This window comes from Spirosoma flavus (genome assembly GCF_054778555.1).
Window position 1 is genome coordinate 216,220 of sequence record NZ_BAAGZL010000006.1, and the last position, 12,825, is coordinate 229,044.

Annotated in this window: 11 protein-coding genes; 8 read left to right on the forward strand and 3 right to left on the reverse strand. The window is 50.0% G+C overall.

What is annotated here, in order from left to right:
* Positions 1 to 25 precede the first annotated feature (25 nt).
* From ACYVF1_RS26330 to ACYVF1_RS26340, 3 genes are all read left to right on the forward strand, one after another.
* A complete protein-coding gene (locus ACYVF1_RS26330; RefSeq protein WP_461084594.1) occupies positions 26 to 943 on the forward strand; it encodes a hypothetical protein in 918 nt (305 codons plus the stop codon).
* A 95-nt stretch (positions 944 to 1,038) separates the two neighbouring features.
* Positions 1,039 to 2,547 (forward strand): PA-phosphatase, encoded by a 1,509-nt coding sequence (locus tag ACYVF1_RS26335; RefSeq protein WP_461084596.1) that lies wholly within the window; start codon positions 1,039 to 1,041, stop codon positions 2,545 to 2,547.
* A 148-nt stretch (positions 2,548 to 2,695) separates the two neighbouring features.
* Complete coding sequence (locus ACYVF1_RS26340) at positions 2,696 to 2,884, forward strand: hypothetical protein (RefSeq protein WP_461084598.1); 189 nt, start codon at positions 2,696 to 2,698, stop codon at positions 2,882 to 2,884.
* Positions 2,885 to 2,998: 114 nt separating this feature from the next.
* On the opposite strand, the gene ACYVF1_RS26345 is transcribed toward ACYVF1_RS26340, so the two are convergent.
* Together ACYVF1_RS26345 and pnuC are read right to left on the reverse strand one after the other, a co-directional pair.
* Positions 2,999 to 4,045, reverse strand: a complete 1,047-nt coding sequence (locus tag ACYVF1_RS26345; RefSeq protein ID WP_461084600.1) for a ribonucleotide-diphosphate reductase subunit beta — start codon at positions 4,043 to 4,045, stop codon at positions 2,999 to 3,001.
* 294 nt (positions 4,046 to 4,339) lie between these two features.
* Positions 4,340 to 5,008 carry a nicotinamide riboside transporter PnuC gene (gene pnuC, locus ACYVF1_RS26350; RefSeq protein WP_461084602.1) on the reverse strand — a complete coding sequence of 223 codons (669 nt, stop codon included), beginning with the start codon at positions 5,006 to 5,008 and terminating at the stop codon, positions 4,340 to 4,342.
* Between the two features lie 71 nt (positions 5,009 to 5,079).
* Between pnuC and ACYVF1_RS26355 the strand changes: the two genes are divergently transcribed.
* On the forward strand, positions 5,080 to 6,273 hold the full coding sequence (locus tag ACYVF1_RS26355; protein WP_461084604.1) for a Gfo/Idh/MocA family protein: 1,194 nt from the start codon (positions 5,080 to 5,082) through the stop codon (positions 6,271 to 6,273).
* Between the two features lie 61 nt (positions 6,274 to 6,334).
* Here ACYVF1_RS26355 and ACYVF1_RS26360 read toward each other — a convergent pair whose 3' ends face one another.
* Positions 6,335 to 6,958: a hypothetical protein gene (locus ACYVF1_RS26360; protein WP_461084606.1), complete on the reverse strand. Its 624-nt coding sequence runs from the start codon at positions 6,956 to 6,958 to the stop codon at positions 6,335 to 6,337.
* A 165-nt stretch (positions 6,959 to 7,123) separates the two neighbouring features.
* Between ACYVF1_RS26360 and ACYVF1_RS26365 the strand changes: the two genes are divergently transcribed.
* The 4 genes from ACYVF1_RS26365 (at position 7,124) to ACYVF1_RS26380 (ending at position 12,824) form a co-directional block, all read left to right on the forward strand.
* Positions 7,124 to 7,906 (forward strand): SDR family NAD(P)-dependent oxidoreductase, encoded by a 783-nt coding sequence (locus ACYVF1_RS26365; protein ID WP_461084608.1) that lies wholly within the window; start codon positions 7,124 to 7,126, stop codon positions 7,904 to 7,906.
* A 297-nt stretch (positions 7,907 to 8,203) separates the two neighbouring features.
* Positions 8,204 to 10,492 carry a polyprenyl synthetase family protein gene (locus tag ACYVF1_RS26370; protein ID WP_461084610.1) on the forward strand — a complete coding sequence of 763 codons (2,289 nt, stop codon included), beginning with the start codon at positions 8,204 to 8,206 and terminating at the stop codon, positions 10,490 to 10,492.
* Positions 10,493 to 10,515: 23 nt separating this feature from the next.
* Positions 10,516 to 11,685: a lipase maturation factor family protein gene (locus ACYVF1_RS26375; protein ID WP_461084612.1), complete on the forward strand. Its 1,170-nt coding sequence runs from the start codon at positions 10,516 to 10,518 to the stop codon at positions 11,683 to 11,685.
* On the forward strand, positions 11,613 to 12,824 hold the full coding sequence (locus tag ACYVF1_RS26380) for a hypothetical protein (RefSeq protein WP_461084851.1): 1,212 nt from the start codon (positions 11,613 to 11,615) through the stop codon (positions 12,822 to 12,824). Before ACYVF1_RS26375 ends, ACYVF1_RS26380 begins: the two co-directional genes overlap by 73 nt.
* The last annotated feature ends 1 nt before the right edge of the window (position 12,825 follow it).

Below are 12,825 nucleotides of genomic sequence, written 5' to 3' on the forward strand. Positions count from 1 at the left end.
ATTTTTGTGTGTCTAAAGCAGCCGTATGCGATTAATTTATCTTCTTTTTAGTGCACTAACAACGCTGGTTTTTGTGCAGCCAATCCGGGCGCAGGGATACATGGACGGTTTTATGCGTGGAGCCCGTAACGGAAGCTTCGGCATTATCGCTTCGCAGGAAAAATACGATACGTACTTCGTCAACAAAACCGAAACCCGTAATCCGAATCTCGGAACCGTTACTACTCAGGCCCTGACCGTAATGGCCACTTACGGACTTGGTTACGACCTCGACCTGATTGTGACAGCGCCTTACGTCCGAACCGAAGCCAGTGCGGGCTATTGGGCCAAACAGGAAGGTTTTCAGGACGTAACAGCTGCGCTACGTTGGGAAGCGTACGATTACAAGTTCGGCAATACACGCCTGTCGTGGCTGTTTGGGCTGGGATATTCCCTGCCGATGCAGAACTACGTAAACGACGCGATGGTGGCTATTGGACGGGGTTCTAAAAATCTGGATGGACGTACCATTCTGCATTTTAAAGCACCTTCGTTTTTCATAACTGGCCAATACGGCTACATCCGTCGGGGACAGGTTTCCCTCGACCATCCGGTGAATTTCTACGATCCTAGCCAGATTTTGCCTTATGGCGGCTCGAAAGTGAACGTACCGGATGTTACGGAATTGATTGTTCAGGCGGGTATTGTATCAAAGTGGTTTAACATTAACGTCTGGGGGCAACGCCAAACGCCTTACAACGAAGGAACAAACATTGGCCCAAGCATCCCCTATCCAACCAATGCTGTAGGATTCACGCGGGTGGGCGCAACGGCTTACCTGCGTTTGCTGAAACAGCTTGGCATAACTGGCAGCTATGGCACTACGCTCGATGGACGTAACACCGGCAAGAGCACGATGCTCAATGCAGGGCTGATTGTTGGCTACTGGAATAATAACAGGTAAACAGAAGGCCCCGACAGGCTCTGGCTGTCGGTTATAACTACCTAGTCAGTCGCTGACGCGACTCCGACAGCCAGAGCCTGTCGGGGCCTATACAGATGAGAGCAATTTTTTCGATTTTATTGGCAAGTGGTTTTGTCTTGTGGGTATCAGGCTGCAAAGAACCAACCATCGACGAAGGTATTCTGCCCTTCACCGATATCACGGCTGTCGATGCTAACGGCGGTACGTGGCGAACGGTTGTCTTGCCATCAGCTACTACCATCAGCGTACCGCAACCAACGGCTACTACGTCTGCTACGTATCAGAAAGAACTGAGCGACGTAAAAGCGAGTGTGCAGAGCGCAACACCCGAACAAAATACGGCGGTTAATTACTGGGCCGCCGGGGGCGTGCTCCGTTGGAATCAGATTGCCCGCCAATTAGTGGCGAAATACAACATTGTGCCGGGTTATGATGCCGCTACTGGCCAGACGACGCCCGCTGAATCAGGGAATTCGCTGGCCGGTGCTCCGTTTGCGGCACGTGTGTATGCAATTTTGAGCGTAGCGCAGTACGATGCACTCGTGGTTGCCTGGCGGGCAAAGTATCAGTATAATCGCCCATCGCTTGAGAAACAGGGCGTTGTTGCCCGTGTACCGGTGCTGGACGTACCGTCGTACCCATCAGAAGATGCAGCCATAGCCGAGGCTTCCTGTCAGGCACTAGCTTATTTATTTCCAAGTGAAACGGCGTGGTTAAAAGCCAAAGCGACGGAACACAAACAAAGTCGCTTGTATGCCGGCGCCTGCGTTCCCAGCGATCTGAAAGCGGGCGAAGACCTCGCCAATGCTGTCATGACCCGCGTACTCGTACGGGCCAAAAGTGACCGGTTTTCTACTGCCGATGATCCAACAAATACCTGGCAAACAGCCCTTACCAAAGCGTCGTATGACCAGAAATGGAAAAGCCTGGAACTGCCCGCCCGTTCTCCGTTGCTGCCGCTGGCCGGACGTGTGAAAACCTGGTTCGATTCCACCACTATTTATCGGGCGTTACCAACGGCTCCTCCAGCCACTACGTCCGCCGATTTTCAAAAAGCACTGGCTGAGGTTCAGGACGTAGCAAACAGCCGCACCCGCGACCAGTGGCGTATTGCCAATTACTGGGTCAACGGAAACAATACGTATGGATTGGCGGGATTATGGAATGCGCTGGCTGAGGACCTCATCCGGCAGTCGGGGCAGAATGAATTACGGGCGGCCCGGACGTATGCGCTGCTGAATCGGGTAATGCAGGATGGCGAAACCGCTGCCTGGGCCACAAAATACACCTATTTTGTGCCACGCCCCTCGCAGATAAACGCGGCTATCAAAACGGCAATCCCCATCCCGAATTCACCATCCTACGTAGCCGATCAGGCCACCGTATCGACAGCAGCCGCGTTGATTTTAGCTTACCTTTTCCCGAACGAAGCCAACAGCCTGAATGCACAGGCTGTTGAAGCAACCATGGCCGGTTTGTATAGTGGCACGCAGTATCGATTTGATAATGAGCGGGGAGCTCAGTTGGGAACTGTGATTGGTCAGCAGGCACTTGGTGTGGCCAAAGCCGATGGAGCTAACTAATTTTGTGTAGTATACGCTTCAAATTGCTACGTCTGCCGAAAATATATTGACAGCAAGGCAGTAGAACCGTTTAATATATTTATTAGTTTAGTCAAAGATGTGTCTTCTCCCTAATCAGGCAGTCTAAAGTATACTAACACCCAAAAACATGGACACAATTCACTATCTCAACGACGAAAAGCCACTCAACGGCGAATTGGAACAATTAATCGACACGGAAGGATTAGAGAAATTTTGCGATCTGATCATCAACTGGAACGGACGGGGTGTATCGCCGAATGTGAAGCTTCAGCGCATTCGAGAAGCATGGTGGTTGGCGCAACGCGATTCGGAGTAAGGATATAGTGTAGAGGCTGGTAATTCCTTCTACATCCATAATACCTAAAAAAAGACCCGCTACGTTCCGGAACGTAGCGGGTCTTTTTCTATAAAAAAACGGGGAACGTAGCACTTAAAAATCAGCGTCGAACGTAATGCCTTTGGGTTCTTCGACCGGTTTTACCACTTCGGTTTCAGCGTCCTGCGGATTTTGAGCAGCTGCTTTTGCCGCTTTGAATTTGGACATTACTTCTCCTCGCTGATATTCACCTACCCGCTTCTCGAAGAAATTGGTTTTGCCCTGCAAGGAGATCATATCCATGAAATCGAACGGGTTTGCTACGTTGTATAGTTTCCGTAATCCTAACGTAACAAGCAGGTGATCAGCCACAAACGCGATATATTGCTTCATCAGGTCGGCGTTCATACCGATTAACGATACAGGTAAGGCATCCGACACAAATTCCTGCTCGATCTCCACGGCATTACGTATAATATCGTACACCTGCGACTCGGGCATTTTGTGCATAATGTGGTCAGTGTAGAGCATACAGGCGAAGTCACGGTGCAGGCCTTCGTCGCGGGAAATAAGCTCATTTGAGAATGTTAATCCTGGCATCAGGCCGCGCTTTTTAAGCCAGTAAATCGAGCAAAACGACCCCGAGAAGAAAATACCTTCTACGGCCGCAAAAGCAATGAGTCGCTCAGCAAAAGAGCCGTTTTCAATCCAACGTAGCGCCCATTCAGCTTTTTTCTGCACACACGGAATGGTATCGATGGCGTTGAGCAGCCGGTCTTTTTCAGTGGCATCTTTGATATACGTATCGATCAGCAGCGAATAGGTTTCTGAGTGGATGTTTTCCATCATCACCTGAAAACCATAAAAGCATTTTGCTTCCGCATATTGCACCTCCGACAGGAAGTTAACCGCTAGATTTTCATTCACAATGCCATCCGATGCCGCGAAGAAGGCCAGTACGTGCGAAATAAAGTGCCGTTCGTTGTCATTGAGGTTGTTCCAGTCTTTCATGTCCTGCCCGAGATCAATCTCTTCGGCAGTCCAGAACGAGGCTTCATGAGTTTTATAATATTCCCAGATATCCCAGTGCTTGATTGGAAAAAGCACAAATCGGCCTTTATCTTCTTCTAAAATTGGTTCACTGACAATGTCTTGTGTCATGGCGTTTCGGATGCAGTTGTTATATGAAAAAGCCAAATCGGAACGACTGGCTAAATAAAGAGCAGACTCCCTGAATTCTGGTTAACAAAATTAACCTTTATGCTATCTCCCGCAAGGTGTATCAATGGAATCAATGTAATAGAACAAATGACGTAACGTAGTAGTGTGCCTAGAATCAAGGTGTTACGTATAATGGAGTTGAATAAGTTCTTGAAATAGTTCTGTTTACGGATTTGTAGAGTTATAAAGTTATAGTGTCGTTTAATTGTTGAGTTTAGGTACGCAAGGGCAACTTTATAACCCTACAACTTTATAACTTCGGTATTCTTTTGTCCAGTTCCAGGCGCCGACAGCAGCAATAAAACAGAACACGAAATACTCAGCTCCCACCAGCTTAACGCCTTTTTGAAAATACATGTAAGTCAGAATTACGTCGACCACCAGCCAGACGTACCAGCACTCAACCCGCTTTTCAATCATCAGGAACGTAGCAACGATGCTCATCACTGTGGTGAATGAGTCGAGGTAAGGAAACGCGCTGGGTTTGCTGAACATAACTGGAAACCACTCGTGCAGATTACTGGCGAACGTACCTAAAAGGAACGTAGCGACTATTCCCGCCACCGTCCAGACAACAAACTGACGAACAGGCATTTGGCTGATACGTAATTCCTGATGCTGGTCGGCTTCGTTTTGCTTCGGGTGCGTCCACCGCCACCAGCCCTGTATATTGGTGACGAAGAAAAAGACCTGCAAAAACATATCGGGATACAGCTGTATCTGATAGAACAGAAAGAAAAACAGCAATACACTAAAAGCGCCGATGGGCCAACTCCAGATATTGGCTTTGGCCGAAAGCCATACAGCAACGGCACCACTAACGCCCCCGAAAAATTCGAGGTAACTCATGGGGTAATCCCAGACGGTAAAGAAAATGGTACGTATGTCAAAAAAATCGGGCATAGGATTCAGCAATCAAGCGGGATTTACCATCTTTAACGCCACGAAAGTACGGACCTTTTACATAAACCCTTATGCAACGTATTGCCATGCTTGGTGGCGGCTTCATTGGCCGCTTTTACGCCGATTCGCTCCACGGCCAGCGCAGCCGCGATAAAGTCGTCGCCATTTACGCCCGCCGTCAGGAAACCGCCGACAAATTCAAAGCCGACTACGGATGCGACTTCGCTTCGACCGACATGGAAGAGGTCATCGCGCATCCTGATGTTGATATGGTCTGTATCGCGCTTCCTAATAACATCCACGAAACGGCGGTCAATCTCTGCGCAAAGCACAAAAAATCAGTGGTTTGCACAAAGCCGCTGGGCCGAACAGGCGAGGAAGCGCTACGTATGATGAAGACGGTGGAAGAAGCAGGCATCTTTGCGGGATATCTCGAAGACCTTTGCTACACGCCCAAATTTCTGAAAGCGCTCGACAGCGTGAAGAATGGCGCGCTGGGTCGAATTCTCTGGGCAAAATCGCGCGAAACACACCCCGGCCCCCACTCCGACTGGTTCTGGGACAAAGAGCAGGCCGGCGGTGGCTGTATGCTCGATTTAGGATGCCACTGCGTTGAAATCGCGCGGAATTTTATTGGAAAGGACGTAAAGCCGGTTGAAGTGATGTGCTGGGCAGCCACTCAGGTGAAACCCATCGACGCTGAGGATCACGCCATTGCGCTGGTGAAATACGAAAACGGAGCCATCGGGCAATTTGAAGTAAGCTGGACGTTTCGGGGCGGTATGGACCTGCGCGATGAAGTGATGGGCACCGAAGGCACCATCTGGATCAACAATTTCCTGCGAACGGGCTTCGAAATGTTCTCGACGGGCAAAGGTGGTGACTACATCGCCGAGAAAGCCGAATCGAATACCGGCTGGCTCTTTCCCGTTGGCGATGAAGTGAACGATCTGGGTTACAATCACATGTTTACGGATATGTTTCTGGCACAGGAAGAAGGCCGTGAACCCGCCGAAACATTCTACGACGGCTACGTAGTGAATGCTGTTCTGGACGCGGCCTATCGGTCGGCCGAAACCAAGCAGTGGGAAAAAGTGAATCTCCCTGTCTGGCGCGGTCAGGAAGGGCTGAAGCCTGAATCAACGCTGGTCGAATACGACGCCGATCATTACCTCATTAAGCAGGAAATGACCCACGACGGACGTAACAAAGTGATTTTAAAAGAGAAATCCAGCGGCAAAATTATTGAGCGGGATGTAGTGTAATCCCAATCAAACGGCCAGGTAAGCACTTGTTTATCTGGCTGTTTGAGTAAATATAACAAGCCTATTTCTGAGGTGGGCCGAGTAATTTAAGTAGCGCAGTATATTGCCCAAGTAAATCGTTTTCAGCGATGAGCGCGTCGGCTACGTAGATAGTGTTGAGTCGGTACGTTCGGTACTGGCTTTGCGAGTCGGTAGTTATTGTATTGTGAATCAGTTCGCTCATAAAAATCTGATTCAGAGCATCCAGTTTCTGTTGAAGTGTATACACTTCATTAAGCCGATGATAAATAGAATAAGGCAATAGCCGCGAAACGCCGGTAGTCGTTGCCGTCTGGAAGGCAGCATTCTTTAAAAAAACAGGATTAATACCCTGAACTTCAAATAATTTAGCGCTACGATTTAAGAATTCATGTTGTGGTAATCGCAGGCGTCGCCAGTTGACCAGAGAATCGTGCACTAACTGGTGGTAGTTGACGGTATTTTTCAAACCCGCCTGATTATCGCGAATTTCCTGACGAATAGTTGCCGTGAGTTGATTTTTCAATTGTTCATCTTTCTTTGACTCTTGCCAATCGCTAACCAGCAAGCCTAAATATACCCCTATCATGGTAATAAAAATGGGTAACAATACGTCTTTAAAAATCGCGATTTCAACAAGTTTTAGGAAGCGAAATAGATTTTTCATACTCGTAAATTATGGTCTTGTCAACGGAATGACAAATTAGTTGCTGCTTTGAACACAACTATACTACGGCTCGAACGTAGCGATGAAACGTAACAATCTTAACGAGATGTTGGCGATAGCCGGTTGATTTCGTTTCTTGCATGACAAAATAGACGTAGAAAATTGATGTGGTTAGAAGATAAAAAAATTGTCGTCATTGGCGGTACAACGGGCATGGGCCTGTCGGCTGCAGTTGCATTTGTGCGCGAGGGAGCGCAGGTTGTGGTGGTAGGAAGAAATCCGGAAAGTTGCGCAGCCGCTGAAAATCAACTTGAAGGAAACGGGTTAGCCATGTCGGGCGATGCATCTGATCCGCAAACGACGCCCAAAGCCATTGCTCTTTGCCAGCAGATTTTTGGTGATTTCGATGGCCTATACCACGTAGCAGGCGGCAGCGGGCGCCGGTTCGGCGATGGCCCCCTGCACGAGTTGACTCTCGACGGCTGGAATTACACCGCCAACCTGAACCTAACGTCGCTGATGCTTTCGAACCAGGCTGCCGTGAGGGCTTTTCGGACCCAAGGCAAAGGTGGGAGTATCCTGAACATGGGTTCGGTGCTGGGCTCGCGGCCCTCGCCCGAACATTTCGCTACGCACGGCTACGCAGCTATGAAATCGGCCGTGATCGGCTTCACAAAATCAGTTGCTGCGTACTACGCAAATGATAACATTCGCGTCAACGTACTGGCCCCAGCCCTGGTTGAAACACCGATGGCGCAGCGGGCTACGCAAGACGATGTGATCATGGCCTTCACTAAAACCAAACAACCGCTTGACGGTGGACGTATCGGGCAGCCTGACGATCTGGACGGCGCTGCGGTCTATTTCATGTCCGATTATTCGGCCTTCACGACCGGCCAGATACTTACGGTCGATGGTGGCTGGAGTGTCAGCGAAGGGCAGTATTGACACGGAAGTAATTTCCCAGCAACAGCTAAATTATCAGGCAGTTATTAAATCTGAACATAGGTTTAATAATTGCCTGATTTATTAATTTATCTTCGTCGATTAAAGCTTTAGTTTATGCATACCTGCCAGCTTTTTTTGACACAAAAGTCTCCCAAGACCCAAAATGGTTCAAATGCGATAGAAATGGTTCAAATGTGTTAGCCTGGTAAGGTGAATGGGAGAGAAATTTGTGATTAACTAAGGTTCGTTTTGGGACTGCCATCCAATCAGTTCATACCTAATCTAAGAAAACCAGTCATGGTGAAAACCTCTTCCTCCGAATTAACCATACCCGTATCGCTGCTCGAATCGTCACGGTCATTGCCCAGTGATTGGCCCGGTCCCGGCCCCATTGATTTGACTATTCATGACCGGCCTCATGCTTCATCAACTATTGAGTGGTGGTACGTCAACAGTCATCTTACGTTGGCCGATGGTCGGCTGTGTTCCCTGTTCGCTTCATTTTTCCGGATGGCCATCGGGCGGGATGAAGCTACGAAGGAATTCAAGTACGCGCACTCACTGACGTGGTCACTGACGGATGTTGGCGCCCAGCGCTACTACGCCGACTCGCTCGTTGACCATAAAGCTCCCCAGATTGGACTCGACATCATCCAACGGGGTGAAGACTCCTCGGACCCGCTCCTACAACGGGCATTGCGGGAGGTGTTGTCAAAAGGTCAGGTTCCGCTACCAGACCGTCTCCTGACGCGGGAAGCATGGGTCAGCCAGGATGAGTTGTCGCTCGATTACGACGGAAATCAATTCGTAAAACAGGCCGATGGAAGTTACCGATTAACCTTGTCGAATGCGGATAAGGGTGTTGGGGCAGACCTGTATTTTCGTTCGCAGACGCTACCTGTTCGGCATGGCGATGACGGCATCGTACGGGGAACAGCGGGGGAAGATATGTTTTATTACTTTATGCCTCACTGCCGCGTTGATGGTACTGTTACGTTGGATGGCCAATCCGTAGAAGTAGCCGAAGCAACCGGCTGGTACGATCACGAGTTTGGGAAGCCTACGTCTGATGCGCCAGAAGGCAAGATTGAACACGATACGGCCTGGAACTGGATTTCGGTTCAGCTTGGTAACGGGTATCGAATCAGTGCCTATGATCTGTTCGATAATAACCAGAATGGGGCTAGTTGTGGTCGGTGGGTTATCATGATTGACCCGCAGGGGAATGCCCATCAATACACCGATTTCACGCTTCAGGCTCTCAAAAACTGGACGAGTTCCCGAACGTTTGATAGTTACCCAATTGCCTGGCAATTAGATATTCCGGCCGCCAACGTGAGTTTGTTTGTGGAAGCCGATCTAGCCGCTCAGGAGTTCATTACGGTCATTTCCAAGCCTGCTTTCTGGGAAGGTCGCGTAAGCGTTCGGGGTACGATCAACCACGTAGCAGTGGCTGGACTTGGCTACGTGGAACGTAGTGGGTTTGGACGTATCGAGAAGCTGGATGATTTTTTCCGGGCGGTCACCAAACAGACGCGCAAAGCGGTTCAGGCGTTATTACCCCTTTCGCCAACCGATGAGCAGCTACGTCGATTGGTAGCTAGTGATGAACACCCACACTACGTTGATGGCCTTGATCCGGCGCAGTACAGTCAGGCGTTGATAAAACCCATTCGGGAAATGATTGACCGCGGTGGCAAATCATGGCGTTCGTACGCGGCCCTGGCCTGTATAGACTTAGTCGGAGGGAACTCGCAGCAATACCTGAGCTGGCTTGCCTGGCCGGAGCTGCTGCATACGGGTTCGCTGATCGTGGATGACGTACAGGACGAGTCGGACATCCGGCGTGGTGGCCCTTCCTGTCATAAACTCTACGGCCAGGCGATTGCCATAAACGCTGGTAACGCCTGCTACTTTCTGGGTGAATTGCTGCTCACGGATGCTACGTGTACGGACGCTCAAAAGCTGAAGTTGTATACCATGTACTTCGAAACGCTTCGGGCAGCTCATGCTGGTCAGGCGATTGATATTGATGGGTTCAACGCCTTGATGCCCGAAGTAGTTGGCTATGGCCGGGGCACCCAGTTAGAAGATCGGATACTGGCTGTTCATCGGCTTAAATCAGCCGTGCCGGCTAGCTCGCTGGCTCAGCTGGGCGCTATTCTCGCCGATGGTTTACCTGAGCAGGTGGAAGCAGTAGGCAGTTTTCTAGAATCGCTCGGGCTTGCTTTTCAGATCATCGACGACGTATTGAACCTGCGCGGTTTTAAGGACAATCTTAAAAATCGGGGCGAAGACATCACCGCTGGAAAAATTACGTTGCCGGTAGCCAAAGCTATGGCCCGATTGGGCTACCCCGCCCGGCGAGATTTGTGGGATATCATCCGCACCAAACCAACGGACAGAGCTGAAATAGACGGGGTTATCGAGCAATTAGAAGCCTGTGGAGCTATTGAAGCCTGTAAGCAGCAGGCGGAGGAGCTGGTTGAAACGGCCTGGCAGAAACTGGATGCTCAGTTCCCCGACTCCGACGTTAAGATCAAAATGCGGGCGTTTGGCTGGTACGTTCTTGAGCGGCATTACTAGGTCTCTTACTACGTTCTGCGGTTATGAACCTACTTGATTTAGTTGGTGAAAGCGTTCGTGCTACGTTGGTTTGGGGGCTTTTTCTGCGGGGGCTGGGCGTCGTTTATTTCATTGCGATCGCCCAGCTTTACCACCAGGTGCTTCCCTGCGCTGGCAGTCGAGGCATCACTCCGATACGTCAGAAACTGGCCCGTATCCGGCTGGATTATCCGGGCTGGCGCGGCTGGCTGTATTTCCCGACCCTACTTTGGCTGAATGCGAGCGATCGGTTCATGAAAATGCTGATTCTCATCGGGTCGGCGGCCGCGTTGATGGTTGTGTACGGTGGGCCTCTGTCGGGAGTGTGGTTAGCGATTTGCTGGGCTGTTTACCTTTCTTTTGACAGAGCGCTCGGGTTTACGTTCCCCTGGGATTGCCTGCTGCTGGAAGCTGGTTTCCTGAGTCTGTTTTTGCCACCATTACTCACCCTTCCAAATCTCGACGTAGTAAGCGCCCCCCTGCCTATAGTGGTCTGGACGTATCGCTGGTTGTTTTTTCGGCTGATTATCGGTTTCGGTAAATACAAATTCATCGGCGGCAGTCTGCGGGATACGGGTTACTTCCGAAACTTCATGGTCAATATTCCGCTGCCAACGTATCTGGCTTGGTACGTCTATCGACTACCTGGCTGGGTATTTCAGGGCGTGCTTCTGGTCGTATTCATAACCGAAGTTGTATTACCATTTGGCGTTTTTATGCCGGGTACTACGTCGGCCGTAGTAGCGGTGGTAACGGCATGCTTGATGATTGGCATTCAGCTTGTCAGCAATTTTGGCTTCTTCAACGTACTGACAATCGTACTCTGTGTTACGTTGTTCGATACCCAGTCGTCAATTTTTGATACGTCCTTTCAATTAATCAGTTCGCACTGGCTTACGCATAGTGTTATGCTGGTTATAGCGTTGGGAGGATTACTGAATCTGCCCGTCAATAGCTGGTGTACGCAAACGTGGTTTTCTGGCCCTCGTTGCTACGTATCCGCCTACCGGTTGTGCAATCGATTCTTCGATTTTATCGGCTTCTGGTTCCGTTTCGGGTTGTTCATGCCTATGGCGTTTTTCCGCCCAAAAGTGGCGCTCCCGTGCGATGGGTCCCTGTTATCGAAGGAACCCACGACGGTATGGAGTGGCTGCCTTATGAATATCGCTACATGACCACTACGGAGATGACGCCCCCACGGTTTGTGGCTCCCTATCACCCTCGGTTAGACCATGCCATTTTTTACGAATCCTACGGCACCAACGACGCCAATTTCATCTGGTCAACCCTGGGGGCAAACAATCCGTATGATTTTTCGCAGGAAGGATCCGCTCAGCGTATCATGCAGCGATTACTGGAAGGCAATGCGGCCGTTCTCTCTCTTTTCGGTAATACCCCTTTTTCAGCAGGCAACCCACCCAAAGCGGTACGGATGACGCTCTATCGCTTTCAGCCGACCAGCCCCGCCGAGCGGCAACGTACTGGACGCTGGTGGACGCGGACTTTTGCTCAAACTCATCTGCCGCCTATGCAACTCGATCCGAATGTCGGGAAGCATGCTACGTATGGTGCGGATCTGTTTCACCCAGACGCCGTTCACTGGAAACGGCGCGCGCCCCGCATTCGAGCGTTGCAACAATTGGCCACAACGGGACCGACTGACCAGCTCTGGCCAGCCGTTGGTGAAGGGCTTTCTACCTCGCTCAGCGTTTTCTGGAATGAGTTTATTCCGATGGTAAACAAGAGCAACAAAGATTGGCTGATCATGCCCGACGTAGTAGCCGAATTCAGGAAATTATACAACTGGCGTCAGCAGCAGGAGCTGGAAATTCTATTGAATCGACTGAGTCTGGCTTTGCTGGCTAAAATTGAACCGTATTTCCTGGGTACGTTGGAGCCGCAACTGAAGGTTAGTGAGTATTTTCAGCTCTGTTTACTGACGCATCATATTCTAGGAAAGGGGCCAGATGCCTACTCGGCAGTACTGGAAAATCCTACCAAAGCGTCCCTGCACCTTTCTGATTTTGAGCCAGAACAGGCTTTTTATTACTTGAGTATGTTCTGGTTTGATACGTTGGTTTATCAGGCGCGAAAGTTTCGACTGGCCATGCAGATTTCAACGCTCACCTGGGGAAACGGTTTACCCGGATTTCTGGAATTGATTCCATTTATCAGCCAGCAGTTTACGGAAATTGGCGAGGAAAATTTGCCAATTCTCAACCGAAATCCAGTCAACGGAGAATGGTTGGTGCGCGAAAAACAGGGCGACAGTAGTGCAGTCGCGAGCGAAACGAGAGCCCATTCTTATTCTTGAC

Bases quoted from the DNA above. Each gene is read 5' to 3' on its own strand.
- ACYVF1_RS26330 (WP_461084594.1), top strand. From the start codon at position 26: ATGCGATTAATTTATCTTCTTTTTAGTGCACTAACAACGCTGGTTTTT.
- ACYVF1_RS26335 (WP_461084596.1), top strand. From the start codon at position 1,039: ATGAGAGCAATTTTTTCGATTTTATTGGCAAGTGGTTTTGTCTTGTGG.
- ACYVF1_RS26340 (WP_461084598.1), top strand. From the start codon at position 2,696: ATGGACACAATTCACTATCTCAACGACGAAAAGCCACTCAACGGCGAA.
- ACYVF1_RS26345 (WP_461084600.1), bottom strand. From the start codon at position 4,045: ATGACACAAGACATTGTCAGTGAACCAATTTTAGAAGAAGATAAAGGC.
- pnuC (WP_461084602.1), bottom strand. From the start codon at position 5,008: ATGCCCGATTTTTTTGACATACGTACCATTTTCTTTACCGTCTGGGAT.
- ACYVF1_RS26355 (WP_461084604.1), top strand. From the start codon at position 5,080: ATGCAACGTATTGCCATGCTTGGTGGCGGCTTCATTGGCCGCTTTTAC.
- ACYVF1_RS26360 (WP_461084606.1), bottom strand. From the start codon at position 6,958: ATGAAAAATCTATTTCGCTTCCTAAAACTTGTTGAAATCGCGATTTTT.
- ACYVF1_RS26365 (WP_461084608.1), top strand. From the start codon at position 7,124: ATGTGGTTAGAAGATAAAAAAATTGTCGTCATTGGCGGTACAACGGGC.
- ACYVF1_RS26370 (WP_461084610.1), top strand. From the start codon at position 8,204: ATGGTGAAAACCTCTTCCTCCGAATTAACCATACCCGTATCGCTGCTC.
- ACYVF1_RS26375 (WP_461084612.1), top strand. From the start codon at position 10,516: ATGAACCTACTTGATTTAGTTGGTGAAAGCGTTCGTGCTACGTTGGTT.